Below are 26,257 nucleotides of genomic sequence, written 5' to 3'. Positions count from 1 at the left end.
GAGTGATGAGTCTGGCGGCCATACACGAAGACGACGCGGCGGACCGGAGGCATGTGCCGGTGATGGTGGAGGAGGTGTGCGGGCTGCTGTCCGCACACGGTCCGCTCGCGTTCGTCGACGTGACGGTCGGGACAGGAGGACATGCCGAGGCGATGCTGCGCGCGACCAAGGCGCGGATGCTCGGGCTGGATCGCGACGGAGCGGCGTTGGGATTCGCACGCGAGCGGCTGGCGCAGTTTGGCGATCGCGTGGTGCTGGAGCGGGCGGACTTCGGCGAACTCGCGGCCACGATGAAGCATCACGGCTTCGATGGCGCCGACGCGATGCTTGCCGATCTCGGCATGAGCAGCTACGCGCTCGACGATCCGCAGCGCGGGTTTTCATTTCGGCTCGATGGTCCGCTCGACATGCGGATGGACGACCGGCAAGCGATCCGCGCGCGCGACATCGTCAATGAAGAGAGCGCCGAGGAGCTCGCGCGCATCATATATACGTACGGCGAGGAGCGGGCGTCGCGGCGGATAGCGAGGATGATCGTCGAGGCGCGCCGGCGCAGTCCGATCGAGACGACCGGCGAATTGCGCGCGATCGTCGAGCGCGCGCTGGGAGCGCATCGCCGCGGCGGCGCGCATCCGGCGACACGCACCTTCCAGGCGCTTCGAATCGCGGTGAATCACGAGCTGGAAAGTCTCGCGGCGCTGCTGCGCGATGGCCCGGCGATGCTCAATCCCGGCGGCCGGATGCTGTTTATTTCGTATCATTCGCTCGAAGACCGTCCGGTCAAGGAGCGTTTTCGCGAGCTGGTGCGCGGCGGCGACTACACGGCGATTGCGCGCAAGGTGATCAAGCCGTCGTCGTCGGAAACTTCGCGCAATTCGCGCGCGCGCAGTGCAAGGATCCGATGCATCGAGCGGAGCGCACGATGAGCGCGCGGGTAAAGCCGACGCAGCGGCCGTCCAGGGCGGTGCCGGCGGTGCTCGGCGCGCTGATCGCGGTCGTGGGATTCGCGACATTGATGATACGGCTGGAAGTGACGCGAGAAGGCTATCGGCTGCCGGCGTTGCACGATGAAATTGCCAGGCTGCAGGACGAAAATCGCGGACTGCGCCTGACGGCCGCGCAACTCAGCTCGCACGATCGGCTGCGCGCGCTCGCGCCGCAATATCATCTTGCGCCGCCCGGACGCGGGCAGGTGGTGATGCTCCCATGAAGGCATCGTTCAAGCAGCGGCGCACTCGAATCGGAGCACTCACGCTCGCTCTGTCGGCGTTGTTCGGTTTGGCGGTAATCCGGCTGGTGATGCTGGTGGCGATATACGGGCCGCGACTGAACTCGCTGGCCCGCCACGAACATACCGGAGAGAGCGAACTGGCGGCGGTGCGCGGACCGATCGTCGATCGCAACGGCGAGCCGCTGGCGCTGTCGGCCGAGACGCGCTCGGTTTACGCGCGGCCGCGCCGGGTGCTCGAGTCGAGCACCCCGGCCGAGCGGACCAAGCTCGCGGCAATCCTGATGATGCTGCCGATTTCGCTCGAATCGAAGTTGAACAAGGACGCGCCGTTCGTGTGGCTCGAGCGTCGAATCTCACCGGACAAGGCGCAGGCCGTGGAAGCGCTCGGAATCGACGGTATCGGCACGATCAGCGAATACAAGCGGTTTTACCCGGAGAGCAACCTGGCCGCTTCGGTGGTGGGGTTGGCGGGGATGGATGGCCAGGGTCTCTCCGGGTTGGAGTTGCAATACGACAAGCTGGCGCGAGGCGAAGCGGTTGAGCTGAGCTTCTATCGTGACGCGCTGGGGCATCCGATTTTCGACAGCCCGATGGCGCTCAAGGCGCCGGCACCGGGCGCGCAACTCGAGCTGACGATCGATTCGTCGATCCAATCGCTTGCCGAAACCGAGTTGGCGGCGGAAGTAGTTCAGAGCGGCGCGAAGCGCGGCAGCGCAATCGTGCTCGATCCATTTACCGGCGAAGTGATCGCGATGGCCAACGTCAGCGCCGGTGGCGCCGACGTCCACGACCGTCTGCACAACCCGGCGGTGGAGGATGCGTTCGAGCCGGGCTCGACGATGAAGGGAATTCTCGGCTCGATTGCGCTGGCCGATCACGCGATCACGCTCGATCGCCAATTCTACTGCGAGGACGGACAGTTCACGATCGATCGTCACACGATCCACGATCACAGCCGTCACGGATGGCTCAATCTGGGCGGGATAATCGAAGTGTCGTCGAATATCGGCGCGGCGAAGATCGCGTTGACGCTCGGCTCGGACCGCTACCACGAAGGACTGCTCGCATTTGGAATCGGCGCGCGCACCGGAATCGATTTGCCGGGCGAAGCGGCGGGGATGCTGAGCAAAGCGTCGGGATGGAAAGAAATAGATCTCGCCAATCACGGTTTTGGGCAGGGCGTGGCGGTCACGCCGATCCAGCTCGCGGTGGCCTACGCGGCGATCGCCAACGGCGGAAATATCATCCGCCCGTACGTGGTGAGGGCGGCTTACGGCGCCGATGGGCGCGCGCTGCTCACGCATACGCCGCAGGTGATGCGTCGCGCGATTGCGCCCGATATCGCGCATCAGATGAACCTCCTGCTGCGCAACGTCGTGATGTCCGACGGCGGTACCGCTGCCAAGGCGCGGGTTGACGGGTTTATCGTGGCGGGCAAGACCGGCACGGCGCAGATGGTGAATCCGGAAAACGGCACCTACTATCAGAATCGCCACGTTTCATCGTTCGTGGGATTTTTGCCGGCGGACGATCCGCGCCTCCTGATCCTGGTGGTGTTGTACGATGTGGGCCACGAACATTTTGGCGGATTGATCGCGGCGCCGGTGTTCAGCGAAATCGCGCAGGGCGCGGTTCGCGATCTGAATATCACCGCGCCCAGTCAGCCCTACGATACCGCCGGCATGATTCCGATGCCCGATTTCGGCAAGGATTCGGCGGCCCGAAATCCGGACCCGAAGCGCGCGGCTGCCGAGGTGGACGACTATCTGCCCGTGCTGACGGGTTCGAAACTGACGCGGGCAACCCCCGATTTCGCGGGATTGAGTCTCAGGCGCGCGATGGAGCTGGCGCGAATCTCGCGCGTCAATGTCGACGTGCATGGCGGCGGCTACGTGGTCGCGCAGGAGCCGCGCGCCGGCGCTGCGCTCAATCATTCGACGGTGAAACTGACGCTCGCGCCGATTGTCGCGGAGAGTGAAGCCGGCGCGGCAGGCGATTCCGGCGTCGTACCCGCGTCGTATTTCAGCGGCGGCGGGCAGGCCGGGCGAAAGTGAAAAGTGAAACTTGGTGAATTACTCGAAGGACTCGACGTCCGTCGAATCGACGGTGACCTGAACGTGGAAATCACGGGCCTCAGCTACGACTCGCGCCAGACCAGGCCCGGTCATCTGTACTTCTCGACGGCCCGCGATCCAAAGCGGAACCGGGCCAACATTGACGATGCATTAAACCGTGGGGCGCGCGCTGTGGTGGTTGGGGGATGGGATGGTGGAACGGTGCGCCCCGCGGTGACCCTGGTGGAGAGCGAGCGGCCGCGTCTGCTGATGGGCGCGGCCGCGTCGCGCTTCTTTGGTGCGCCGAGCGAGCGCGTCGATTTGATCGGTATCACCGGAACCAGCGGCAAGACCACGACCAGCTACATCCTGGCGTCGATTTTCGAGGCGGCCGGCATGCCCGCGGGGATCATCGGCACGATCGGCATTTTCATTGCCGGAAAGAAAATCTACAGCGGGCTTACCACGCCCGAGTCGATCGACTTCGAGTCCGCGCTGGCGCAAATGGAGCGCGCGGGCGTGCGGCACGCGGCGGCGGAAGTGTCGTCGATTGGAATCGCGGAAGGGCGGGTCGATGCGCTGAGCTTTCGCGCCTGCATGTTCACCAACCTGGGCCGCGACCATCTCGACTATCATGCGACAATCGAGGACTACTTCGCGGCGAAGCTGCGGCTGTTCACCGAGATACTGCCGCGCAGCCGGCGCGCAGACCCGGTCGCGGTGGTGCGCGGCGACGATCCGTTCGGGCAACGGGTGCTCGAATCGGTCAAGGGCTCGAAAATAAGTTTCGGGCTGGACCGCTCGCTCGACGTGCATCCCGAGAAATTCGACGCGGACGTGAGCGGACTTCGCGCGACGCTGTCGGTGCTCGGCAAAAAGATCGAAATCGAGTCGCCGCTGATCGGCGAAATCAATTTGCTCAATATCCTGGGCGCGTCGGCTCTGTCGGCGGCCCTGGGTGTCGGATCAGGGGCGGTGGCGGATGGGGTGCGGCGATGCCCAGGGGCCCCCGGCAGACTCGAAGCGATCCAGGCGAAAGCGGGGGTCACCGTGCTGGTCGATTACGCGCACAAGCCCGACGCGCTGGAGGCGGTGCTCACGGCGCTGCGGCGCGTCGGCGCGGGCAGGATCATCTGCGTGTTCGGATGCGGCGGAGATCGCGACCGCGGCAAGCGGCCGATCATGGGTGAGATTGCGGGACGGCTCGCCGATCTCCCGGTGCTGACCTCCGACAATCCGCGCAGCGAAGACCCGATGGCGATAATCGCCGAGGTCGAGCAGGGATTGATCGCGGCGGGACGCGCGCGAATCGGAAATCCGAAAAAGCTTGGTGATGCATCGATGCGTGGCGGATATATCGTGGAGCCGGATCGGCGCACCGCGATCGCGATTGCGCTCAGAATCGCGACGGCTGGCGACGCGGTTTTGATCGCGGGCAAGGGACACGAGGACTATCAGCTGGTGGCGGGGCGGGTACTTCCGTTCGACGATCGGGTCGTGGTCCGCGAGATTGCGGCGGAACTCGGCGGCGGGCAGAGTTGATACTCGGCGAGCGCCGCGATGCTCTACCTGCTGCTCTACCCCCTGCACAAATATTATTCCGGCTTCAATGCGCTCAGGTACGAGACGCTGCGATCGGTGCTGGCCGGGCTGGCGGCGCTGGCGCTGTCGTTGGCTCTGGGACCCATTCTAATTGAACGGTTTCGCGAGCTGCATATCGGTCAGACGATTCGCGAGGTTGTTCCGCAGGCGCATCAGAAGAAGGCCGGCACGCCCACGATGGGCGGTCTGCTGATCGTGGCGTCGATGCTGGCGGCGACGCTGCTGCTCGCCAACATCCTCAATCCGTACGTCTGGATCGCGATCTTCGTGACGCTGTCTTTCGGCGCGATCGGTTTCACCGACGACTACTTGAAGCTCACCCGCGGCAAAGGGCTTGGTCTGAGCGGCCCGGTCAAGCTCGCCTGGTCATTTTCGTGCGCGTTCATCGCCGCGGCGTGGCTGGTCCTGTATCTCGGCTTCGACACCCATCTGACGGTGCCGTTCCTGAAGAACATTCATCCCGATCTTCACTGGTGGCTTTATATCCCGTTCGCGATGCTCGTGATCGTGGGATGCTCGCATGCGGTGAACCTGACCGACGGGCTCGACGGCCTCGCGATTGGACCCGTGATGACCGTCGCGTTCACCTACTGGACGTTCACCTACGTCGCCGGCAACATCAAGTTCGCGAGCTATTTGCAGATTCCGTACATCGCCAACGTCGGCGAGGTTGCGATTTTCTGCGCGTCGGTGATTGCCGCGTCGCTTGGCTTCCTCTGGTTCAACGCCTATCCGGCTTCGATGATGATGGGCGACGTGGGCGCGCTCGCGCTGGGCGGCGCGCTCGGAACCGTAGCCGTGCTGGCCAAGCAGGAACTCGCACTGGCAATAGCCGGCGGAGTTTTTGTCGCAGAGGCGCTCTCGACCATCATTCAGCGCTACTATTTCAAGGCGACGCACAAGCGTTTTTTTCTCATGGCGCCGCTGCATCATCATTTTGAACTGAAGGGCATCCCCGAAACCGTGGTCGTGATCAGATTCTGGATTGTATCGATCGTGTGTGCGCTGGTCGCACTGAGCACGTTGAAGTTGCGTTGATGGAACTTTCGGACAAGCGCGTGATGATCGTGGGACTGGGAGTCAGCGGGCTCGCCGCGGCGCGGTTCCTTGCCTCGCGCGGCGCGAAACTCGTGATGACGGATCGACGCGTCGACGTCGAGCGCGGCAAACTGCCTGCGGGCGCATTGAAGCTCGGCGCCGAAGATGCGAGCTGGCTGCACGGCGTCGAGTTGGTCGTCACCAGTCCGGGAGTACCGCGCGATTCGATTCTGCTGCGGGCTGCGATCGAGCGGAGAATTCCGGTAATCGGAGAAATCGAACTCGCCAGCCGCTTCCTCAAGGCGCCGATCGCCGCGGTCACCGGCACCAACGGCAAGAGCACGGTCGTGGTGCTCGTCGGCGAGATTTTGAAGGCGTCGGGACGGCGCACGTTCGTCGGCGGCAACCTGGGCACGCCGCTAATCGACGCGGTCGAGGGCAAGTGGGACGCCGCGGTCGTCGAGGTGTCGAGCTTCCAGCTCGAATGGATCGAGAAATTCCGGCCGCACGCCGGCGTGCATCTGAATCTGAGCGACGATCACTTCGATCGCTATCGCGATCTCGCCGACTACGGGCGCGCGAAGGCGCGCTTGTTCGAAAACCAGGATGCTTCGGACTACGCGATTCTCAATCGCGACGATCCCAATGTGTGGAAGCTCGCCGACGGCGTGCGCTCGCGGGTGATCGGCTTCGGTCACGCGCGCGGCGAAGGCGCGGCGTCGATTTGGTTCGACGAGCGGTCAAACGCGATCGTCTTCGATTTGCATTTTGACGGCGCGCGTCGCGGGCGAATCGGCCTTGAAGGATTTCGCTTGCGTGGGCGGCACAACATATCCAATGCGATGGCGGCGTCGGCAGCGGCGCTCGCGCTTGGGGTCGAGGCTGAAGATATCGAACGCGCGCTCGCGTCATTTCGCGGACTGCCGCATCGAATCGAAGTCGTCCATGCGCGCGGCGGCGTGACTTATATCGACGACTCGAAGGGAACCAACGTCGGCGCGGTGGTCGAGGCGATCGACGCGATCGCGGCGCCGATAATTCTGATCGCCGGCGGTCTCGACAAGGGCGGAGATTACGCGCCGCTGAGACGGCCGCTCGGCGAGAAGGTCAAGCTTGCGATTTTGAACGGAGCGGCGCGGGACAAGATGGCGGCGGCGCTCGAAGGTGCGACGCAGATCGAATTGGTGGCGACTCTAAGCGAGGCGGTTGAACATGCGGCGCGCGCGGCGCGGCCGGGCGACACGGTCCTGCTGTCGCCGGCGTGCTCGAGCTTCGATCAGTTCAAGGACTATGCGGAACGCGGCAACGTATATAAAGAGCTGGTTCGGGCGCTTTGACGCGGTAACCTATCGGCGTCCCGACCCGTGGCTGTGGCTGCCGGCGGCGGCGCTGCTGTTGCTCGGGCTGCTGATGGTGCTGAACACGACGTACTTTCTCGGCATCGAGAAGCGCGGCGACGCGTTCCATTTCTTCAAGCTTCACCTGGCGCACATCGCGGCCGGCTTCGTCATTTTGACCCTGCTGTCGCAATTCTCGCTGGCGGGTCTGCGCCGAATCGTGATGCCGTTGTTCATCGTGTCGCTCGTGATGCTGGTGCTGCTCTACGTTCCGGGGCTCGGGCTGATCAAGGGCGGCGCGCGGCGCTGGCTCAAGCTGGGACCGGTGGTCGCGGAACCGTCGGAGCTGGTGAAATTCGCGCTGGTCTTTTTCCTCGCCAGGTTCCTGAGCAAGCGGCAGGATCGGATCCGCGAGTTCACGCATGGACCGCTGGCGGTGTTTCTGATCGTCGGGCCGATCACGCTGATGATTCTCAAGCAGCCGGACTTCGGCAGTACCGTGATGATCGCGCTGATCCTGTTCGCGATGCTGTGGGCGGCGGGCGCGCGCTGGGATCATCTTGCCGCCGCGGGCAGCGGAGCGCTCGGCCTGTTGGTATTCCAGGCAGTAGCGAAATCCTACCGCATGAAGCGGCTGACGACGTTCCTCGATCCATGGTCGGTCGCGCGCGGAGCCGGCTTCCAGCTGGTCCAATCGTTCATCGCGCTGGGCGAAGGCGGCAAGTGGGGCGTAGGTCTCGGCGCGGGACGGCAGAAGATGTTCTATCTGCCGGAGGCGCACACCGATTTTGTTTTCGCGGTGGTTGGCGAGGAGTTCGGCCTGGCCGGGGCGGCGGTCGTGGTCGCGCTGTTCCTGGTGATCCTGTTTCGGGGGATGCGAATCGCGCACGACGAGCCCGATCCGTTCGCGAGCCTGCTGGCCGTGGGACTGACCGCGCTGCTCTCGATTCAAGCGCTGATCAACATGTCGGTGGTGATCGGACTGATCCCGACCAAGGGGCTGCCTCTGCCGTTCCTGAGTTACGGCGGCACTTCGATCATCATCGCGATGGCGGCGCTGGGCGCGCTACTCGCGCTCGGGCGCCGGCCGGCGGTGCGATGAAGGTGATAATCGCAGGCGGCGGCACCGGAGGACATCTCTTCCCGGCCGTCGCGCTGGGCGAGGAACTGATTCGCGAGCGTCCCGGCATCGAGGTGCTGTTCGTCGGCACCAGCGCGGGTCTCGAGGCGAAGTGGTTGCCGATGAGCGGGCACCGTTACGAATTATTCGAGATGCATGGAATTCGCGGGCATAGCGCGATCGAGCGGGCGCGCGCGTCGGTGGAATTCGTTCGCGCGATTGGGCTGGCGGTGTCGCTGGTCAGGCGCTTTCGTCCGAGCCTCGTGGTGAGCGCGGGTGGATATGCGTCGGCGTCGATGGGTGCGGCGGCGATCATGACGCGGACACCGCTGGTGTTGATGGAGCAGAACACGCGGCCGGGTCTGGCGAATCGGATGTTGTCGAGATTCGCGGACAAAATCTGCGTCGGCTTCAGTGACAGTGCGGCTTATTTCAGTTCCTCTAAAGTCGCGGTCACGGGTAATCCGACCCGCTTTCAATACCGTCCTGACCGATCACCCCGGGAGGGTGGGCAATTACAAATCCTTGTTTTAGGCGGTTCATCGGGAGCACATCGCGTCAATATTGGTGTTGTCGGGGCTTTCAAAATCTGCGGAAAAAGTGTTATAAATTTGAACATTGTCCACCAGACCGGGGAGGCGGATGAGGAGTTGGTGAGGAGTGCATACCGCGAAATGGGGCTCGCGGCTGAGGTGACGCCGTTTATCGACGACCTCGCCGACGCCCTGCATCGCGCCGATCTGGTTGTCGCACGTTCAGGCGCGATGACGGTCACGGATATAGCTCTTGGCGCGCGTGCGGCCATTTTCGTGCCTTATCCGTTCCATAAGGATTTGCAACAACTGCACAACGCGCGCGTGATTGAAAAGCGCGGCGGAGCGATAATAGTTCGCGATGACGAGCAGCTTGCGTCCAATCTCGCGCGCGAACTTGACGCGCTTACCGGGAATCCGGCGCGGCTGGACGAGATGGGTCTGCGGGCGCATCAGGCGGCGCATCCGGACGCCGCTCGCCACGTAGCCGGAATATGTTTTGAAGTTGCGGAGCAAGCGGCAGCGTGAGTGAACTGCTCGCAAATGGTCTCTTGACGCGTCAGCGGCGGCTGCACTTCGTCGGAATCGGCGGCGCCGGCATGAGCGCAATCGCCGAGCTGTGCCTGAAGCTCGGGATGCGGGTCAGCGGATGCGATGTGAAACCATCGGCGGCGATCACGCGGCTCGCGTCGCTGGGTGCGCAAATCAGCCAGGGGCATCATCCGGCGCATCTGAAGGATGAGGCCGGCATCGACGCGGTGGTAATCTCGTCGGCGATAAAATTTTCGAACCCTGAAGTCGCGCGAGCGCGCGAGCTGAAAATTCCGGTAATCGCGCGCGCCGAGATGCTCGGTGAGCTGCTGCGGATGGCCAAGCTCGGCGTGGCGGTCGCGGGGACTCATGGCAAGACGACCACGACCGGTCTCATCGCGCTGATCATGGAAGAAGCAGACCTCGATCCCACGGTCGCGGTGGGCGGAAATATTCGCAATACGGGCACCAACGTCCGGCTGGGGCGCGGCGATTTCATGGTTGCCGAGGCCGACGAGAGCGACGCGTCGTTTCTGCTGCTGATCCCGACGATCGCGGTGGTGACGAACATCGATCCGGAGCATCTCGATCACTACGGCACGATGGATCGGGTGCGGCAGGCGTTTGCGGACTTTATCAACCGGGTGCCGTTCTACGGCGTTGCCGTGCTCGGAATCGACAGTGTGAACGTGCGCGGCCTGATGGCGTCGATTCGCAAGCCGATGGTGACCTACGGTGTTGCGCAGGACGCGGATCTGCGCGCCGAGAAGATCGTAATCGACGGCCTTTCCACGCGCTTCGAGGTGGTTCGCAATGGCGAGCAGCTTGGCACGGTGACCATACCGACGCCGGGCGTGCATGTTGCGATGAACTCGCTCGCGGCGATCGCAGTCGCGATGGAAATTGGAATCAGTTTCGAGCGCGCGGCGGCGGCGCTGGCCAAGTTCGGCGGAATCAGCCGGCGATTCGAGATCAAGGGCGAAGCGGCCGGACGAATCGTGCTCGACGACTATGCGCATCATCCGGCGGAGGTGCGCGCCACCCTGGCCGCGGTGCGCGCATCGTTCAAGCGCCGGGTAGTGGCGGTCTTTCAGCCGCATCGATACACCCGGCTGCGCGATTTGTTCGACGATTTTCTGTCGGCATTCGACGATGCCGACGTGCTTTACCTGTTCGACGTATATCCGGCCGGCGAGGAGCCGATTGCCGACGTTTCCGCGCGGCGTCTGTACGAGGCGCTGCGTGCGCGGGGCCATCTCGAAGTGCATTACCTCGGCGCCGAGGAAGATCCCGCCGCGCGCATCGCGTCAGGCTCGCGCGCCGGCGACGTGATCGCGACTTTGGGCGCCGGCGATATCTACAAGACGGGCGGTGAAGTACTCAACGCGCTCAGCGCCGAGGTCAAAATCCATGAAGGCGCTTGAACGCGAGCTGCGCGAGAAATTTGGCGCGCGAGTCCGCTGCGCGATGCCGCTGGCCGAGCTGACCTCGTTTCGCATTGGCGGGCCCGCGGACTTGTTCGTCACCGTCGAGGACGAAGCCGAGCTGATGCACGCGAAGGCGGCGGCGTATCGCGCGGGCCTGCCGTGCTTTTGCCTCGGCTTGGGGACCAATCTGCTGGTGAGCGATCGCGGGGTGCGCGGGTTGGTCGTGAGGCTTGGCGACGGCTTCGGCAAAATAAAAATTGACGGCACGAAAGTCGTCGCGGGCGCTGCTGCCGCGTTCGGCGCCCTGGTCCAGGCGGTGGTCGATCAGGGGCTTGAGGGGCTCGAATTCGGCGAAGGCATTCCCGGCACGGTCGGCGGCGGATTGGTGATGAACGCCGGCGCGTTCGGCGGCGAAATCGCCAAGGTGGTCACCCTGGTCCACGGCGTCACCGAGGCTGGCGACGCGCTTGCGCTGACCAGGGACGAAGTCAAGTTCGCATACCGGCGCACCGAGCTGCCGGCGCACTTCATAATCACGCGCGTCGATTTCGAGCTTGCTCGCGGCGATCGCGCACAGCTGATGGCGCGAGTCGCGGAGCTGAAGGCCAGGCGTGCGTCGCGCCAGCCCCGCGGCGTGCCGAATGCCGGATCGATCTTCAAGAATCCGCCCGGCAAGTTTGCGGGGAAGCTGTTGGAAGGCGCGGGTCTGAAGGGGACGCGGCTGGGCGGCGCGGCTTTTTCCGATCAGCATGCAAATTTTATCGTGAATCTTGGCGGCGCTCAGGCTGCGGAAGTGCGCGCGCTGATCGACATGGCGCGGATCAAGGTCAGGGAGCAGAGCGGCGTCTGGCTTGAACCGGAGGTTAAGCTGGTCGGCGATTGGTGACGCGGGATTGAGGTGGCGGGGTGGCGGTTCGCAGCGGTGGAAGCAGGGTGGTGGCAGGATGGAGCCCGCGGTTGGGCGGGCTGGTCGTGTGCGCCTTTTTTGCGCTGGGCGTGATGACGGGATTCAGCACGGCCGGCCGCGCAATCGCGCTCAGAACTTGCGCGACTCTCAGCTCATATCGAAATCAAATAATGGATTCGCTCGCGCCGGCGCGCACCGCCGCCGCGAGCTACCCGGCGTTGCTGACCCAGTGGGCCGGACGCGCCGGAATTTACCATCGCGCCAGCCACGAACCGGGCGCCGCAGTGCTGGCGGCGGGCGACATGCGTGAAGGCGCGATCGCGATCGTCGAGCGCCACGACGGCTTCTACGAGCTGTTCAGCGGCGGCGAGCTGCGCGGGCCGGTCTCACCCGGGGTGCAGGGCGATCTGCCGGTGTTGAGCGGCGCGGCGCTCGACAACGCGCGTGGACCACAGATGGTCGATTATGCGGCGGTGCTGGTGCGCGCGGAGGCGCAGCTGTCCGAAATTATCTCGGAAATGCGAATTAATGATGACGCGACCGCGTCGCTCTTTCTGGAACGCGAGCGCACCGAGGTGGTGATCGATCTCGATCGCGCGACGACGGAACTTCAGCGCGCGATTAAGGTGCGCCAGCAATGGCAGGGGCGCGAGAACCTGATCGCCGCGCTCGATTTGACCACGCCGGGGCTGGTGGTCGTGCGCCTGCATGCAGGCGAGGGTAACCATTCAAAACATAAAGCCGGGATTCGAAAAGTTTCGCTCCAGCCGAGCGGGGAGTCCGTGACGCGATGAGAAATCTGCTCACCGGATTGGACGTCGGCACCAGCAAAGTGTGCGCAATCGTCGGCGAGTCGCTGCCCGACGGCCAATTGGCGACGCTCGGTTACGGCATCGCGCCGTGCACGGGGTTGCGCAAGGGCGTGGTGGTCAATATCGAGGCGACGGTCGATGCGATCCGATTGGCGGTCGCGGAAGCGGAGAAAACTTCCGGCGTGCGGGTGGGTTCGGCCGTGGTTGGGATTGCGGGACCGCATATAAAGGGCCTCAACAGCCACGGGATCGTCGCGGTGCGCGGCGGTGAAGTCAGTTCGCGCGACGTCGATCGAGTGATCGATGCGGCGCGCGCGGTCGCAATCCCGCTCGATCGGCAAGTGCTGCATATCCTGCCGCAGCAGTTTGCGGTCGATGAGCAGGAAGGCGTGCGCGAGCCGTACGGGATGGCGGGAGTGCGCCTCGAGGCGCGCATTCATATCGTGACCGCGGCGCAGAGCTACGGCCAGAATCTCACCAAGTGCTGCGAGCGCGCGGGTGTCACGCCGTCGGAGATGGTTTTCCAGCCGCTGGCGTCGGCGGACGCGGCGCTGTTTCCGGAGGAACGCGAGCTCGGAGTAGCGCTGATCGATCTCGGCGGCGGCACCACCGACATCATCGTGTTTCATGGCGGCGCGGTGATGCATACCGCGGTGCTGCCGATTGGCGGAAACCATCTTACCAGCGATATCGCCGCGGGATTGCGCACGCCGATTTCCGAAGCGGAGCGGCTCAAGATTACCTTCGGCGTGGCGACCAACCAGATCGTGCGCCGCGAAGAGATGGTGCAGGTGCCGGGGGTCGGCGGACGCGAGCCGCGGGTGATCGCGCGCCGCTTGCTCGGCGAAATTATCGAGCCGCGGATGGAAGAGATTTTCACGATGGTGCAGCGCGAGTTGCTGCGCTCGGGGGTTTCCGACGGGCTTGCCTCGGGCGTGGTGCTGGTCGGAGGCACCTCGCTGCTGGAGGGCACGCAGGAACTGGCCGAGCGCATCTTCGGCGTGCCGGTGCGGCGCGGACTTCCGATCAACCTCAAGGGGCTGCCCGAAGAACTGATGAAGCCGATGTACACGACGGCCGCGGGATTGCTGCTGCACCAGAGCGCGGCGAATGGAATCGGCAACGGCGTGGGAAGAACAGGTAGGCTGGGGCGGCTGCGCTCGCGGCTTGGCGATTGGGTGAGGGACTTCTTTTGAGGAGTCGCCGAAAGAAAAAATTTATCGGGCAACAAGTTTTGCCAGTAGGTGGTGGAGGAGGATCTGTAATGATTGAGTTGGTGAGTAATCCCGACCCGGGCGCGAGGATCAAGGTAATCGGCGCTGGTGGATGCGGCGGCAACGCGGTCAACCACATGATCAATGTGGGGCTGCGCAACGTCGATTTCATCGCCGTGAATACCGACATCCAGGCGCTGCAGAATAATCATGCGGCGCTGCGCGTTCAGATCGGTGACGCGATCACGCGCGGACGCGGCACCGGCGGCAATCCTGAAATCGGACGCAAGGCCGCGCTCGAAGACGAAGAACGGATCCGCGAAATCCTGTCGGAAGCGGAGATGGTGTTCGTGACCGCCGGGATGGGCGGCGGCACCGGCACCGGCTCTGCGCCGGTGATTGCCCGCGTCGCGCGCGAGCTCGGCGCGCTGACCGTCGGTGTCGTAACCAAGCCGTTCCAGTTCGAAGGCCGCCGCCGCATGGCGCAGGCGGAGGAAGGACTGCGCGAGCTCAAGAACGCCGTCGATACGCTCATCACGATTCCCAATCAACGCCTGCTCTCGGTCGCGAGCAAAAATACCTCGTTGAAGGAATCGTTTCAGAAGGCCGACGACGTGCTGCTGCAGGCGGTGCGCGGTATTTCCGAACTGGTGACAGTCCATGGCCTGATCAATCTGGATTTTGCCGACGTGCGATCGATCATGGCCGAGATGGGCATGGCGATGATGGGCGCGGCGACAGCGTCGGGCGAAAATCGCGCAGTCGAGGCGGCGCAGCGTGCGATCTCGAGCCCGCTGCTCGAAGACGTTTCGATCAAGGGCGCGCGCGGCCTGCTGATCAACGTGACCGGCGGCCCGGACATGGCGCTCTACGAAGTCAACGAGGCGGCCAGCCTGATCCAGGAAGAGGCGCACGAGGACGCGAACATCATTTTCGGCGCCGTGATCGACGACGCCATGACCGACGAGATTCGCGTCACGGTTATCGCCACGGGATTCGGCGATCTCGACCGGGGTCCGGCGCGCTATTCGCCGTCGGGCGCTCCCGTCACCACTCCGATCGCGGCGGCCTCGACGCGGCCCGTCGATCCGATGGAGGTCAAGCCGGCGGCTCAGCCCGGGCAGGTCAGGATGTTCCCGGGCAACAGGCCGGTGCGCAGGATGGGAATGGTCGTGGACGACAGTTCGCTGGACATTCCGGCTTTCAGGCGCCGCGGCGAGGATGCGGGCCTGGTGGATGGAGAGAAGCTCGAGCCCAATTCGCTGCTCGACGGCGACGACAAGCTCGACATCCCGACCTTCCTGCGCAAGCATCTCGACTAGCGCCGGCAATTCGGGGAGCAGATACGGCACCGGAGTCCGCAGACGCTCTGGAGGCCGTGTCTTGCCAGGGCTGGGAAAGGGGCAATTCATACCACCGGTTGTGGTCTGGTGACGTACGGACCACAAGGGCTAGCTTTGTTCCGTCAAAAATAATTTTTCGCGATAACCGGCCTCGCCCAAGTTCCGGCGAGCGATGCGAGTACGGGGAATCCTGGCGGCTGACCATAGCGTATGCGTAGCACGCCAAGTCCGGCGCGGGCAGGCTGAACAGTTCATCCCTGACCCGACGTTCCTGCGCAAGCGTCTCGATTAGCGCCGGCGATCGCGCAAACAGTCGAGGCGCCGAAGTCTTACGACTCCCGCTGCTGGATTAATGTCGGTATTGTGAGGTGAGCAAGGCGACGCGGGCTTGTCCGTGCCAGCAGCGGTTTCACTGAATTGCAACGAATGAAGATAATTGTCAAAAAGATATACGTTTTACTGCGATTTGTTTTCATGCCCGTCATTTTGCTCTTCCGGCCTACTGGAATGCGCATAGAGAGCATCGTGGCAACCTGTACCGTGGGGGTCGTCGTTTTCGTCATCCCGCGAATCGTTCCGGCACGGTTTGGATTTGGCTTCGAAGTGGCGGTGATGACCGTAGGAACACTTTTGGCATATTCGTTTGCGGTGTGGGGTAAAGAGTTCGAAGACGCCCTCGGGCGGGTCACAAACAAGGGAGGCAGGGCTGTGAGCGAGGCGCAGCAGCCACGCAGATCGAAGCCTCACCTAATGAATCCAGCAAAAGCGTTGGTCAGAGTGTTATATTTTTCAGTGCGATTCATCTGTTCGCCTCTCCTTTTGCTTCTTCAGCCAACTGGAATAGCCCGGGATCGTCTAGTGGCTTCTTTTGCCTCGTTCGCCGCTCTTTTTGTGTTTTTTATATTCGCTGCGGCACGGCTTAGCCCAAACGTCGGCCTTGCGGTGTTGGGAGCAGGGGCGCTTTTAGGATATCTGTTCGCGGTGTGGGGCAAGGAGTTCGAGGCGCAGTAACGTCGTCAGCGGGTCGCGTGAAAAACGCGCATGTTAGTTAAGCCCGGATAATCCACTCGGATTGCTTCCCTGGCCAGCGCGGCGCATTCAGCGGCTGATATCTAATCGAGATTTTTTGGAGCGAACCTCTCGTGGAGTCTATATCCCTGAAGCTGCCCGCGGACCTGCTGGAAGCGAGCCGTCGATGCGCACGCGCGCAGCGGATGGCGCGGGCGTCGCGATTCCAAAACCGGTACCGGCTTCGCTGGCGCGAAGCTGTCCGAGATCCTTCCTCGGCTCGCGTTGCTCGCGTCGTCAGGATGACAGAGGGTGCGGCGCGAACGCGGCGTATCTTGCGGGCCTGTCAGCGGCCGGCGGCGACTTGCTGCGCGGGGGCGTCGTCGTGGATTGATTTAAGGAGCGTTGCGCGATTCCAAAACCGGTACCGGCTTCGCTGGCGCGGCCGCTGCGGCGGCGACGCAGTATTAAGAGCGCACTCCGTTGTCGCGCGCGGCTCGCGTTGCTCGCGTCGTCAGGATGACAGAGGGTGCGGCGCGAACGCGTCGTCACGATGACAGAGGGTGCGGCGCAAAGCGTCGTATCCTGCGGGCCTGTCAGCGGCCGGCGGCGACTTGCTGCACGGGGGCGTCGTCGTGGATTGATTTGAGGATCGCTTGACGGCGTTCCTCCAATTCCTTCGGCATCGTCGGACCAATCTTTTCGAAAAACTCGCCGGCGGATTCGAGTTCCGCCTTCCATTCCGCGGGATTTATGGCGAGCGCATCGCGTGCGGTGCTCGCGGGCAGATCGAGGCCCTTGAGATCGAGGTCTGCCTGATTGGGAACGATTCCCACCGGCGTCTGGCGGCCACCGGCGTGTCCATGGATTCGATCGAGCATCCATTTGAGCACGCGCATATTTTCGCCGTAGCCGGGCCAGATAAAGTCGCCGTCGGCTCCCTTGCGAAACCAGTTGACCATGAAGACGCGCGGCAGTTTCTTGATCGCGATCCCCATCTTGAGCCAGTGAGCGAAATAATCGCCCATGTTGTAGCCGCAAAACGGCAGCATCGCCATCGGATCGCGCCGCAGCACGCCGACGGCTCCTGCCGCCGCCGCCGTCGTTTCGGAACCCATCGTCGCGCCCATGAAGACGCCGTGTGTCCAGTCCGTCGATTCGAGCACCAGCGGCACGGTCGTGGCGCGTCGTCCGCCGAAGATGATCGCGGAGATCGGCACGCCGCGGGGATCGTCGGCGTGCGGCGACCAGGCGGGATTGTTGCGCATCGGAGTCGTGAAGCGGCTGTTGGGATGCGCGGCTTTGTCCGGCGAGCCTTTTTTCCACGGGCGTCCCTGCCAGTCGAGCAGACCGTCGGGCGCCGGCGTGTCCATCCCTTCCCACCACACGTCGCCGTCGGGGGTCATCGCGACGTTGGTGAAAATCGAATCATGATGGAGCATCCGCATCGCGTTGAGGTTCGATTTTTCGCTGTTTCCGGGCGCGACGGCGAAGTAGCCGTTCTCGGGATTGACCGCCCACAGGCCGCCGTCGGGACCGACTCGCAGCCACGCGATATCGTCGCCAATCGTGTGCACCTTCCAGCCCTTGAACTCGGCCGGCGGCGTCAGCATCGCAAGATTGGTCTTGCCGCACATGCTCGGAAACGCGGCGGCGACATAAGTGGTCTCGCCATTGGGACTTTCCAGGCCGAGGATCAGCATGTGCTCGGCGAGCCAGCCTTCCTCGCGGCCGAGCGAACTTGCGATCCGAAGTGCGAAACATTTCTTGCTGAGCAAAGCGTTGCCGCCGTAGCCGCTGCCGACCGAGATGATCGTGTTGTCGTGCGGGAAGTGACAAATCAGCCGGCGCTCGGGATTCAAATCGAGCGTGCAATGAATTCCCCGATTGAAATCGTGCGACTCGCCGAGTTGATCGAGCGCCGCCGTGCCCATCCGCGTCATGATTCGCATGTTCAGCACGACGTAGATGCTGTCGGTGAGCTCGATGCCGACCTTCGAGAACGGCGACCCCAGCGGGCCCAGCACGTACGGCACCACGTACATCGTGCGCCCGCGCATCGAGCCGTCGAGCCATCCGCGCAGCTTGGTGTAGGTCTCGGCGGGATCGGACCAATTGTTGGTAGGACCGGCGTCTTTTTTGTTCGGAGTGCAGACGAAGGTCAGTTGTTCGGTGCGCGCAACGTCGTTGGGGTTCGAGCGATGCAGGTAGCAGCCGGGCCGTTTGGCCTGATTGAGCTCGATGAGTATTCCCTCGGCGAGCGCCTGCCTGGTGAGGCGATCTTTCTCTGTTTCGGAACCGTCGCACCACACCACGGCATCGGGCCGGGTGAGCCGGGCGACTTGCTTGACCCAATCGCGCACCGCGCGGCCGCCGGTCGGTGAATTGGTTGTGTTGTCGGGGTTGGGCGTCACTTCATCGCTCCTCGGCCAAATTTGTGAACCGTAATTCCTATTCCAACGCAGGTGCAAAATGCAATCCTGCGCGCATCGGAGGGCAATCCCGGACTTCCATTTTAATTGTAAACTACTAAATTATACTACGCTTAAAACGCCTTTATTCACGCTGGCTTGAATGCGATTGGAGCGGGGCGCAGGATGACTGCCGGCAGCGACCACGTCGAGCTTGCCAGGACCAACATCTTCCGGTGATCGGATTCGGCGGTTCGGACCTGAAAATCAGGATTGGAGGACAGCGAAAGTAAAATGGCAGGTACACCGCGGGGCTTGGCGCTGCTGCGTGATCCGCAATTGAATAAATCGACCGCGTTCACCGAGTCCGAGCGCGAGGCGCTGGGCCTGCACGGGCTTTTGCCCGAAGGGATCGATTCCGAGGCAGATCAGATTCGGCGGATACATCTTCAGTTGTCGCACAAGCCCAACGATCTGGAAAAATACATCTACTTGTCGCAACTGCAGGATAACGACGAGACGCTCTTCTACTGCGTGCTCATGTCGGACCCGGTGCAATTCCTGCCGCTGGTCTATACGCCGACGGTGGGCGAGGCCTGCCTCCAGTTCGGCCACATCATGCGCCGGCCCAAGGGCCTTTACCTGTCGATCAAGCGCAAGGGCCGGGTCCGCGAAACCCTGCGCAATTGGCCGCAGCGCGACGTGCGCTTCATCGTGGTCAGCAGCGGGCAGCGAATTCTGGGGCTTGGCGATCTCGGCGCAAACGGCATGGGAATCCCGATCGGCAAGCTGGCGCTTTATACCGCATGCGCCGGCGTGCCGCCGCAGTATTCTCTGCCCATCCTCATCGACTGTGGCACCAACAATGAGGCGTTGCTGCGCGACCCGCTCTACCTGGGCTTGCGCCAGACGCGCCCGCCGATCGCGCAGTTGGATGAGTTCGTCGAGGAATTCATAACCGCGGTTCAGGAAGAGTTCCCTAATTGCTGCGTCCAGTTCGAGGATTGGGCCGGCGCCGACGCGATCCGGCTGCTCGCCCGCTACCGCGACCGGATTTGCTGCTTCAACGACGACATCCAGGGCACCGCGGCGGTCGCGCTTGCGGGAATTCTCGGAGCGCTTCGCACAACAGGCGGCAAGCTCTCCGACCAGACCTTCCTGTTCCTTGGCGCGGGTTCCGCCGCGATCGGAATCTCGGGTCTGTTGACCGAAAGGTTGATGCTCGAGGGGGTTGCCGCCCAGGATGCGCGCGCTCGACTGTGGTTGTTCGACATCAACGGACTGCTGGAATCAACCCGGACTGACCTGGCTGATTTCCACAAGCCTTACGCGCATCGCCACGCGCCGACCAGGGATTTTGTCGATGCGATCGAGTCGATCAAGCCCACCGCGATCATCGGGGTCAGCACGGTCGGCAAGGCCTTCAACCAGCGCGTGATCGAAACGATGTCGCGAATGAACAAGCGCCCGATTATCTTCGCTTGCTCGAATCCGACCTCGCACTCCGAGTGCTCCGCCGATGAGGCTTACCGATGGTCGGAGGGCCGTGCCATCTTCGCCAGCGGCAGCCCGTTTCCTCCGGTGCACCTTAGCGGCAAGACCTTTGTGCCCGGACAGGGGAACAACGTTTATATCTTTCCCGCGATAGGCCTGGCGGTCTATGCGACCCGCGCAACCCGCGTGACCAATGAGATGTTCATAGCTGCCGCCTGCGCGGTGGCGGAAAAGGTGACTCCGGCCCAGCTCGATGCCGGGCTGATCTATCCTCCCGTGTCGACGATATTCGACACCGAGCTATATGCCGCCGAGCGCGTGGCGGAGGTGATTTTCGCGCGCGGCCTGGCGCGCGTCCCGGCGCCGAAGGATATCGGGCAATTCGTCCGATCGCAGACCTACAAACCCGAATACCATCTGCTTGGATAAAGCGCCTATGCACCGAGTATGCTCGCCGTATATCCTCGCCGCGGAGGCCTCCACATCGTGCCCGAGACTTTTCAGAAGGAAAGCGCGCTCGCTCGATTCTTCAACCGCCTGATGGGCCGCGCCGTCAAGCTCGGAATCGCGCCCGGATACATGCGCCTGCTCGAGGTCCGCGGCAGAAAATCGGGGTTGAGCTTCACCACTCCCGTCAACCTGCTTGAATTCCAGGGGCGCCGATGGCTGGTGGCTGCTCGCGGCGAGACTGCATGGGCGCGCAACGCGCGCGCCGCCGGTCGCGTCGTCCTGCGCCGCGGCTCCAGTTCCGAATCGCTGGCCGTTCGCGAGCTTGCCGATGCCGACAAGCCCGAGATTATCAAGGCGTTCCTCGATCGCTTCGCCTCCCAGGTTCAGCGTTTCTTCGAGGTGCCCGCCGGCTCGCCCGCCGCCGCGTTTGGCGCCGTCGCGTCGCGCACGCCCGTCTTTGAGCTGGTCGCCGACGCCTGAGGGGCCGCGAATTTATTTGTGATTGATCCCGCGACGCCGACGGCCCCCGCCCCGAATCACGAGCAGCTCGATGCCGCCGGCCAGTCCGCCCGGCGCGAGCGGGTGACCGTCATCGCGCTGGTCGCGATGCTCTTTTACCAGGGCTTCGCGGCCTCGATTGTCTCGGTTGCGGCGCCGTGGATCGCAATCAGCTTCCATCTCGACGGCGCCGGTATCGCCCGCCTGTTCGCATGGATCTCGCTCTCCGCGCTGGGCGCGCTCGCGCTTTCACGGATGATCGACCGGCACGGACGCCGCCGCATGATCCTGTGGTGCATGGCCGCGATTCCCGTCTTCAGCATCGGAGCCGCGCTCGCCACCAATTTTGTCGCGTTCACTTCATTTCAGATCGCGCTCTACGCGGTCCTCGGCGCCGCCGGCGCCGGCTGTATCGTGATGCTTTCCGAAGAGCTTCCCATCGCCCGTCGCGCACGCGGCCAAAGCTTCGGCGGTCTGGCGGCCTCGGTGGGAGCCGGACTCTGCGTTTTCCTCATGCCGATCTTCGTGGCCTACGGATGGTCGTGGCGATGGATGTTCGTGATTTCAGCGGCGGGGGTCGCGATGCTGCCCGCGATGGCGCGGCTGTTACCCGAGAGCGAGCGATGGGAGCTCTCCGAAGCTGCGGGATTCACTGCCAGGTCGCGTTTTTACGACGTCTTTCAGCCGCTCTATCGCAAACGCTCGATCACGATGATCGTATGCGCGCTGGCCGTCGCAATCTCGACCACCGCCGCCAACGCCTTCGGCTATTATCACGCGGTTTCCGTGGTCGGCCTGTCGGCGGCGGCCGCCAGCGCGATGACGATTGTCGCCGGCGGAATAGGCTTGCTTGGTTTTCCACTCGGCGCGTGGGCGGCGGAGCGCTTCGGCCGCGTGCCGACGGTGGTCGGCTTCGGCATTTTCATCACCGCCGGGCATTTGTGGTTTTTTTGGGGACCGCCGGCGCATTTCGCGTGGCCGTTGATGTGGCTGTCGGCCGGGTTTTTCTGGTTCAACGTATGCGACAACGGGGGCACCGTCGCGACCAACGCGGCGGCGACCGAGCTGTTTCCCACGCCGCTGCGCGGCACCATGATCGGTTGGTTCGCATTGGTCGGCGCCATCGGCGCCGTCATCTCCAATGCCGCGGTCGCGATGCTGGCGAACGCGATGGGCGGGCTGTCGATCGTCGTCGGTGCGCTGTCGATTATTGGAATCCCGGCTGCGATCCTGTTCGGCCTGATGATCGACGAAACTCGCGGGATGTCGCTCGAGATGGCCGGCAAGGAAGAGGAATTCACCACGTCGGAGAACTGATCCCCGCCCCGCCGTGCGGTGGGGAAGGGGAAATCACTTCATTTTATGTGAAACCCGCCGTGGCAGGGGTCACCCCTGCCCGCGCGCGACAACGGAGCGCGGCCTTAACACTGAGTGCAGGGGTCACCCCTGCCGTGCCCGTGGCACCGCCCTGTTAGGGCCAATGATGAAGGTGCTACAAGGTGGCGGTGGTCGACGACGCAACACCCATTGCTTCGAATGGAGCCGGATCTTACGAAAAGACGCGCCAGCGACACTTCTCGTATCTGATGAGCCGCATGCCCGAGTTCCTCGCGCGCTTGCGTTGGTCCAGAGCGGAGATCGACGCCGAACAGACACGCGCGCTGCGGGATCTCGTGAGCCATGCAGTGCGCTCTTCTCCGTGGCATCGCGAACGCCTGCGAGGGCTGGATGGCGATCGCCTGACGCCGGCCGCCCTGCGCGATATTCCGCCGATGACGAAGGGCGACCTGATGGAGCACTGGGACGCAATCGTCACCGATCCCCGCTGCACTCTTGCAGCCGCCGAAACCCATCTCGCTGGACTTGCCGCCGATTCGTACTTCCTTGACGATTTGCATGTGATCGCGTCGGGCGGCTCCAGTGGAAAGCGCGGCGTATTTGTCTACGACTGGTACGGCTGGGCGGCGTCGGCGCTCGGTTTGATGCGAGGCCTCTACGATATTCTACTGAGCCTTGGACGGCAGCCGGGACCCTTCGCAACCGTGTCGGCGTACGTGGCGAGCCACGCGACCAGCGCTCTTGGACAAACGTTCTCGAATCCGGAGCGGCCCAGCGTGCGAGCTCCCGTCAGCCTGCCGCTCGCCGAAATCGTTGCGATCCTGAATCGCGCACAGCCGTCGCTCCTGCACACCTACCCCAGCATGCTGCCGGCTCTGTGCGAGGAAGCGCACAGCGGCCATCTGCACATCGCACCCGCGCTCATCTGGAGCACTTCCGAGCCGCTGCTGCCGGAGGTTCGAGCGATGGTTGAAGCGACCTGGAGCGCTCCGGTTGCGAACGGTTGGGCGGCCAGCGAATCCAACGGCGGCGCGTTTTGTTGCCCGGCTGGCGCGGGTTTCCACATCGGGGAGGATCTGAACATCATCGAACCGATTGATGAGCACGGCAATCCGGTCCCCCGCGGCCAGCGCTCGGCCAAAATCCTCGTGACCAACCTTTACAATCGAATCATGCCGCTTATCCGCTACGAGATTACCGACGAGTTCCAGATCGCCGCCGGCCCTTGTCGCTGCGGCTCGGCCTATCTCAAGGTAGCCGACGTGCACGGCCGAGCCGACGACGTGTTCCGTTACGCAAGCGGGACCACCGTTCACCCGCTGAACTTCCGTTCCTCGCTCGGCAAAGATCCGGCGATCGTCGAATACCAGGTCCGGCAGACGCAACGCGGGGCCGAGATCGCTATCGTTGCTCGCGCCACCGTCGATATCGAGGCCCTCCGATCCACGCTGGCTCAACGGCTCATCGGCCTTGGCCTGCCCGCACCGGAAGTGATCGTGCGCCGGGTTGATAGGATCGAGCGCCAGGATGCTGGGAAACTGAAGCGCTTCATTCCCTTACCCACCTTATAGAGACGCTTGCCGCAGCGGGCGCCGGGGCTTACAGGTCCGCCAGATCGACGAAGCCCTCTTTTTTCCCACGCGCGACTGCGTCGTCGATAAGTTTCCAGAAGCGCTTGTTCTGGGACAGCGCCAGCGCTTCGAGGTCGGTGTCTTCGGTAACCGGCACCAGTGCCGCGCATGGCCGGCCGTTCTTGGTGATCAGGACCGAGCCGCTTTTCGGCAGCTCCTTGACGTAGCGGCTGAACCGCGTTTTGACCTCGCGAATGTTCTCGATTTTCATAGAGTCACCTTCCTGCTTCCGATGAAAAGCTGGTTGCCACGCTTGCGTCCGATTGCGTCGACGATCACCTGGTCATCTTCGACCCGATAGAAGACGCGCAAATCGCCGTCTCGGAACTCGAACTCGTACTGCCCGGAAGGCCGCCGCAAGCGCAAGCGGTTCTTGTTCTTAACGGTCGCGTCATCTTCAGCGAGCGCGGCCTGCATTGCCGCCTTGAGCCGCGAGCGTTCGGCGGCGCTGAGCGCCCTGAATTGACGGACCGCGTCCGGGCCGAGCATTACGGCTCGCTTCGGCATCAAACCAGTGTAGTTCAGATTGTGACTACTTACAATCCGTCGACGGTCAGCGGTGTCTCGGCGAAGTCCTGCTTTTCGAAATCCCAGGCGAACGCGGCTGCGCTCGCGAATTTGCCGGCGCGAATCGACATCACGATGTAAACGACTCCGGGATAGTCGGGTGCCGGCGGATCGAACGAGCACGCCTGCGCGCGATCGGTCGCGGAAAAATACGCGTCGTGATCGGGATGCGAATGGTAAACGGCGCGGACCGCGAGCTTGCGCCGATCGACTTCGTTCATTACCGCCAGATGCTCTTTCGGCTCCATCAGGAAAGCCGCGCGCGCGTCACGCGGGAACGCCGCGGGATCTTGCGTGTGCATGCGGTCCTGAATGTTGGCGACCGGGCGGACTTCCTCGACCGAGTTTTCGTTGTCACCGATGATGAAGCCGCAGCATTCGAACGGGAACTCGCGCTCAGCCTGTGCGACGATCGCATCCATGCTCGCGCGGCGTATCGATGCCGCCTTCATCGGTGCTCCTTTTTTTCAGTGACGCGTTGCGCAGCTCGGACGAGCCGAGTGAGCATCCGATTCGTCTCCGCGCTGACTCCGAGGCGATCGGCAAGCTCGACGATCTTGCCGTTGAGCGCGCCGATCTCGGTGCGTCCGCGAACATGAAGATCGTGCAGCATCGTCGGCCGATGGCTGGACGTCGGCGGAATCATCTGCTCGTAAAAAACTTTTCGATACTCCGCCGCACTCGAAAAGGGCAGGGCGATGCCGAGCGCGCGCGCGACCGCGAATGCCTCCTCGATCGCGCTGTCCATGATTGGCCTCACGTCCGGATCCCCGGCCAGCGCCCCGTAATGCTGCTGCAGAAGTGCGCCGAGCGGATTCAGCGCCACGTTGTACAGAAGCTTGGTCCACAGCACGGGCATGATGTCGTCAACAGCGACGGCAGGAACGCCGGCGGCGTCGATCATTGCGGCGATCGCGCGGGCGCGCGCTGCCAGCGCCGGCGAGTCCTCCCGATGAATCGCAGGCGCTGGTCCGATTGCGACCGGCTGCGCGAAAACCGTCACGTGCGCGCTGCCCGGCGAAGGTATTTCCGCGCCGAAGATCACGCGCGCGCCCAATACGCGCCGTCGTCCGAAGCGCTCGATCAACGACTCGATATTGCCCAGGCCATTTTGCATCGAGACGGTCGCGCCGTCTTCGCTCAACCGGTCGGCCAGCGCAGCCGCGATCGATTCGGTGTCATAACTCTTGACCGCGCAGACGATTAATCCGAAGCGCCTGCCAAGTCTGGCGGGATCGTCGGCCAGCGTCATGCCGGCGACGATTCGATCGCCAAGCAGTCCCGAAATTCTCAAGCCCCCGCGTGCAATCGCCTCGAGATGCGCTGGCCGGCCAAGCAGCGTGACGTCGTGCCCGGCATCATGCAGCATCCCGCCGAGGATCGAGCCAATCGCGCCGGCGCCCGCGATCAAGATGGGAGTATCGGACATCGTGTCGAAATTATCGGTAGCCGGTTCTCCAGACAACGCCAGCGCTTGCGGCCGCTGGACCGCTGGCCGCGATGACTTGCTCCGCTTCTTGCGGCTCTGATACTTTTGGCTGTCAGGCGCGCGCATCGCGCGCGTTTGTATTTTCGGGTTTCGATGCTTATGTCCCCGTCGTCTAGCTCGGCCTAGGACACCGGCCTTTCACGTCGGTAACACGGGTTCAAATCCCGTCGGGGACGCTCAGCTCTCTTCCTTCCGACAGTCCCGATTGTCCGCCTTTGTCTG

23 protein-coding genes and 1 tRNA gene are annotated in these 26,257 nt (G+C 63.4%); 19 read left to right on the top strand and 5 right to left on the bottom strand.

What is annotated here, in order from left to right:
* Positions 1 to 5 precede the first annotated feature (5 nt).
* From rsmH to ABSB13_RS01110, 14 genes are all read left to right on the top strand, one after another.
* Positions 6 to 926 carry a 16S rRNA (cytosine(1402)-N(4))-methyltransferase RsmH gene (gene rsmH, locus ABSB13_RS01175; protein WP_428104766.1) on the top strand — a complete coding sequence of 307 codons (921 nt, stop codon included), beginning with the start codon at positions 6 to 8 and terminating at the stop codon, positions 924 to 926.
* The gene (locus ABSB13_RS01170; RefSeq protein WP_428104764.1) at positions 923 to 1,210 is read left to right on the top strand and encodes a hypothetical protein; all 288 of its coding nucleotides are present in this window, start codon (positions 923 to 925) and stop codon (positions 1,208 to 1,210) included. The genes rsmH and ABSB13_RS01170 overlap by 4 nt, the downstream gene beginning before the upstream one ends.
* Positions 1,207 to 3,285, top strand: a complete 2,079-nt coding sequence (locus ABSB13_RS01165; RefSeq protein WP_428104762.1) for a penicillin-binding transpeptidase domain-containing protein — start codon at positions 1,207 to 1,209, stop codon at positions 3,283 to 3,285. The genes ABSB13_RS01170 and ABSB13_RS01165 overlap by 4 nt, the downstream gene beginning before the upstream one ends.
* A 3-nt stretch (positions 3,286 to 3,288) precedes the next feature.
* The gene (locus ABSB13_RS01160; protein WP_428104760.1) at positions 3,289 to 4,827 is read left to right on the top strand and encodes a UDP-N-acetylmuramoyl-L-alanyl-D-glutamate--2,6-diaminopimelate ligase; all 1,539 of its coding nucleotides are present in this window, start codon (positions 3,289 to 3,291) and stop codon (positions 4,825 to 4,827) included.
* 18 nt (positions 4,828 to 4,845) lie between these two features.
* A complete protein-coding gene (mraY, locus tag ABSB13_RS01155) occupies positions 4,846 to 5,925 on the top strand; it encodes a phospho-N-acetylmuramoyl-pentapeptide-transferase (protein ID WP_428104758.1) in 1,080 nt (359 codons plus the stop codon).
* Positions 5,925 to 7,262: a UDP-N-acetylmuramoyl-L-alanine--D-glutamate ligase gene (gene murD / locus ABSB13_RS01150; RefSeq protein ID WP_428104756.1), complete on the top strand. Its 1,338-nt coding sequence runs from the start codon at positions 5,925 to 5,927 to the stop codon at positions 7,260 to 7,262. The genes mraY and murD overlap by 1 nt, the downstream gene beginning before the upstream one ends.
* Entirely contained in the window at positions 7,216 to 8,364 is a 1,149-nt protein-coding gene (gene ftsW / locus ABSB13_RS01145; RefSeq protein ID WP_428104754.1) for a putative lipid II flippase FtsW, read from the top strand. The genes murD and ftsW overlap by 47 nt, the downstream gene beginning before the upstream one ends.
* Positions 8,361 to 9,443 (top strand): undecaprenyldiphospho-muramoylpentapeptide beta-N-acetylglucosaminyltransferase, encoded by a 1,083-nt coding sequence (murG, locus tag ABSB13_RS01140; RefSeq protein ID WP_428104752.1) that lies wholly within the window; start codon positions 8,361 to 8,363, stop codon positions 9,441 to 9,443. Before ftsW ends, murG begins: the two co-directional genes overlap by 4 nt.
* A gap of 5 nt (positions 9,444 to 9,448) precedes the next feature.
* The gene (gene murC, locus ABSB13_RS01135) at positions 9,449 to 10,870 is read left to right on the top strand and encodes a UDP-N-acetylmuramate--L-alanine ligase (RefSeq protein WP_428104793.1); all 1,422 of its coding nucleotides are present in this window, start codon (positions 9,449 to 9,451) and stop codon (positions 10,868 to 10,870) included.
* Positions 10,857 to 11,759, top strand: a complete 903-nt coding sequence (murB, locus tag ABSB13_RS01130) for a UDP-N-acetylmuramate dehydrogenase (protein ID WP_428104751.1) — start codon at positions 10,857 to 10,859, stop codon at positions 11,757 to 11,759. Before murC ends, murB begins: the two co-directional genes overlap by 14 nt.
* Before the next feature lie 20 nt (positions 11,760 to 11,779).
* Positions 11,780 to 12,574 carry a cell division protein FtsQ/DivIB gene (locus ABSB13_RS01125; RefSeq protein ID WP_428104749.1) on the top strand — a complete coding sequence of 265 codons (795 nt, stop codon included), beginning with the start codon at positions 11,780 to 11,782 and terminating at the stop codon, positions 12,572 to 12,574.
* Positions 12,571 to 13,788, top strand: a complete 1,218-nt coding sequence (gene ftsA, locus ABSB13_RS01120) for a cell division protein FtsA (RefSeq protein ID WP_428104747.1) — start codon at positions 12,571 to 12,573, stop codon at positions 13,786 to 13,788. Before ABSB13_RS01125 ends, ftsA begins: the two co-directional genes overlap by 4 nt.
* 68 nt (positions 13,789 to 13,856) lie before the next feature.
* A complete protein-coding gene (gene ftsZ / locus ABSB13_RS01115; RefSeq protein ID WP_428104745.1) occupies positions 13,857 to 15,128 on the top strand; it encodes a cell division protein FtsZ in 1,272 nt (423 codons plus the stop codon).
* Between the two features lie 447 nt (positions 15,129 to 15,575).
* Positions 15,576 to 16,160 (top strand): hypothetical protein, encoded by a 585-nt coding sequence (locus ABSB13_RS01110; RefSeq protein WP_428104743.1) that lies wholly within the window; start codon positions 15,576 to 15,578, stop codon positions 16,158 to 16,160.
* Positions 16,161 to 16,753: 593 nt separating this feature from the next.
* Here the strand turns inward: ABSB13_RS01110 and ABSB13_RS01105 are convergent.
* Positions 16,754 to 18,571 carry a phosphoenolpyruvate carboxykinase (GTP) gene (locus tag ABSB13_RS01105; RefSeq protein ID WP_428104741.1) on the bottom strand — a complete coding sequence of 606 codons (1,818 nt, stop codon included), beginning with the start codon at positions 18,569 to 18,571 and terminating at the stop codon, positions 16,754 to 16,756.
* A gap of 291 nt (positions 18,572 to 18,862) precedes the next feature.
* Here ABSB13_RS01105 and ABSB13_RS01100 point away from each other — a divergent pair, with 291 nt between their 5' ends.
* The 4 genes from ABSB13_RS01100 (at position 18,863) to ABSB13_RS01085 (ending at position 23,919) form a co-directional block, all read left to right on the top strand.
* Positions 18,863 to 20,491 (top strand): NAD-dependent malic enzyme, encoded by a 1,629-nt coding sequence (locus tag ABSB13_RS01100; protein ID WP_428104739.1) that lies wholly within the window; start codon positions 18,863 to 18,865, stop codon positions 20,489 to 20,491.
* A gap of 57 nt (positions 20,492 to 20,548) precedes the next feature.
* Positions 20,549 to 20,992, top strand: a complete 444-nt coding sequence (locus ABSB13_RS01095; protein WP_428104737.1) for a nitroreductase family deazaflavin-dependent oxidoreductase — start codon at positions 20,549 to 20,551, stop codon at positions 20,990 to 20,992.
* An 18-nt stretch (positions 20,993 to 21,010) separates the two neighbouring features.
* On the top strand, positions 21,011 to 22,327 hold the full coding sequence (locus ABSB13_RS01090; RefSeq protein ID WP_428104735.1) for an MFS transporter: 1,317 nt from the start codon (positions 21,011 to 21,013) through the stop codon (positions 22,325 to 22,327).
* Positions 22,328 to 22,515: 188 nt separating this feature from the next.
* On the top strand, positions 22,516 to 23,919 hold the full coding sequence (locus ABSB13_RS01085) for a phenylacetate--CoA ligase family protein (RefSeq protein ID WP_428104733.1): 1,404 nt from the start codon (positions 22,516 to 22,518) through the stop codon (positions 23,917 to 23,919).
* Positions 23,920 to 23,947: 28 nt separating this feature from the next.
* Here the strand turns inward: ABSB13_RS01085 and ABSB13_RS01080 are convergent, their stop codons facing one another.
* The 4 genes from ABSB13_RS01080 to ABSB13_RS01065 are packed head-to-tail and all read right to left on the bottom strand — an operon-like array spanning position 23,948 to position 25,975.
* Positions 23,948 to 24,190, bottom strand: a complete 243-nt coding sequence (locus ABSB13_RS01080; protein WP_428104731.1) for a type II toxin-antitoxin system Phd/YefM family antitoxin — start codon at positions 24,188 to 24,190, stop codon at positions 23,948 to 23,950.
* Positions 24,187 to 24,486: a type II toxin-antitoxin system RelE family toxin gene (locus ABSB13_RS01075; protein ID WP_428104729.1), complete on the bottom strand. Its 300-nt coding sequence runs from the start codon at positions 24,484 to 24,486 to the stop codon at positions 24,187 to 24,189. The genes ABSB13_RS01080 and ABSB13_RS01075 overlap by 4 nt, the downstream gene beginning before the upstream one ends.
* A gap of 29 nt (positions 24,487 to 24,515) precedes the next feature.
* The gene (locus ABSB13_RS01070) at positions 24,516 to 24,998 is read right to left on the bottom strand and encodes a M67 family metallopeptidase (RefSeq protein WP_428104727.1); all 483 of its coding nucleotides are present in this window, start codon (positions 24,996 to 24,998) and stop codon (positions 24,516 to 24,518) included.
* Positions 24,995 to 25,975, bottom strand: a complete 981-nt coding sequence (locus tag ABSB13_RS01065; protein WP_428104725.1) for a ketopantoate reductase family protein — start codon at positions 25,973 to 25,975, stop codon at positions 24,995 to 24,997. The genes ABSB13_RS01070 and ABSB13_RS01065 overlap by 4 nt, the downstream gene beginning before the upstream one ends.
* A gap of 161 nt (positions 25,976 to 26,136) precedes the next feature.
* Here ABSB13_RS01065 and ABSB13_RS01060 point away from each other — a divergent pair.
* A tRNA-Glu gene (locus tag ABSB13_RS01060) sits at positions 26,137 to 26,211 on the top strand.
* The last annotated feature ends 46 nt before the right edge of the window (positions 26,212 to 26,257 follow it).

The organism is Binatus sp. (SeqCode), from assembly GCF_050013435.1.
GTDB lineage: Bacteria > Desulfobacterota > Binatia > Binatales > Binataceae > Binatus.
The sequence above is the reverse complement of the archived record's forward strand: the minus strand, read 5'-3'. Positions and strand labels throughout refer to the sequence as shown.

What these genes read in the sequence shown, in the direction of transcription:
- rsmH (WP_428104766.1), top strand. Translation starts at nt 6, where the DNA reads ATGAGTCTGGCGGCCATACACGAAGACGACGCGGCGGACCGGAGGCAT.
- ABSB13_RS01170 (WP_428104764.1), top strand. Translation starts at nt 923, where the DNA reads ATGAGCGCGCGGGTAAAGCCGACGCAGCGGCCGTCCAGGGCGGTGCCG.
- ABSB13_RS01165 (WP_428104762.1), top strand. Translation starts at nt 1,207, where the DNA reads ATGAAGGCATCGTTCAAGCAGCGGCGCACTCGAATCGGAGCACTCACG.
- mraY (WP_428104758.1), top strand. Translation starts at nt 4,846, where the DNA reads ATGCTCTACCTGCTGCTCTACCCCCTGCACAAATATTATTCCGGCTTC.
- murD (WP_428104756.1), top strand. Translation starts at nt 5,925, where the DNA reads ATGGAACTTTCGGACAAGCGCGTGATGATCGTGGGACTGGGAGTCAGC.
- ftsW (WP_428104754.1), top strand. Translation starts at nt 7,216, where the DNA reads ATGCGGAACGCGGCAACGTATATAAAGAGCTGGTTCGGGCGCTTTGAC.
- murG (WP_428104752.1), top strand. Translation starts at nt 8,361, where the DNA reads ATGAAGGTGATAATCGCAGGCGGCGGCACCGGAGGACATCTCTTCCCG.
- murB (WP_428104751.1), top strand. Translation starts at nt 10,857, where the DNA reads ATGAAGGCGCTTGAACGCGAGCTGCGCGAGAAATTTGGCGCGCGAGTC.
- ftsA (WP_428104747.1), top strand. Translation starts at nt 12,571, where the DNA reads ATGAGAAATCTGCTCACCGGATTGGACGTCGGCACCAGCAAAGTGTGC.
- ftsZ (WP_428104745.1), top strand. Translation starts at nt 13,857, where the DNA reads ATGATTGAGTTGGTGAGTAATCCCGACCCGGGCGCGAGGATCAAGGTA.
- ABSB13_RS01110 (WP_428104743.1), top strand. Translation starts at nt 15,576, where the DNA reads ATGAAGATAATTGTCAAAAAGATATACGTTTTACTGCGATTTGTTTTC.
- ABSB13_RS01100 (WP_428104739.1), top strand. Translation starts at nt 18,863, where the DNA reads ATGGCAGGTACACCGCGGGGCTTGGCGCTGCTGCGTGATCCGCAATTG.
- ABSB13_RS01080 (WP_428104731.1), bottom strand. Translation starts at nt 24,190, where the DNA reads ATGAAAATCGAGAACATTCGCGAGGTCAAAACGCGGTTCAGCCGCTAC.
- ABSB13_RS01075 (WP_428104729.1), bottom strand. Translation starts at nt 24,486, where the DNA reads ATGCCGAAGCGAGCCGTAATGCTCGGCCCGGACGCGGTCCGTCAATTC.
- ABSB13_RS01070 (WP_428104727.1), bottom strand. Translation starts at nt 24,998, where the DNA reads ATGAAGGCGGCATCGATACGCCGCGCGAGCATGGATGCGATCGTCGCA.
- ABSB13_RS01065 (WP_428104725.1), bottom strand. Translation starts at nt 25,975, where the DNA reads ATGTCCGATACTCCCATCTTGATCGCGGGCGCCGGCGCGATTGGCTCG.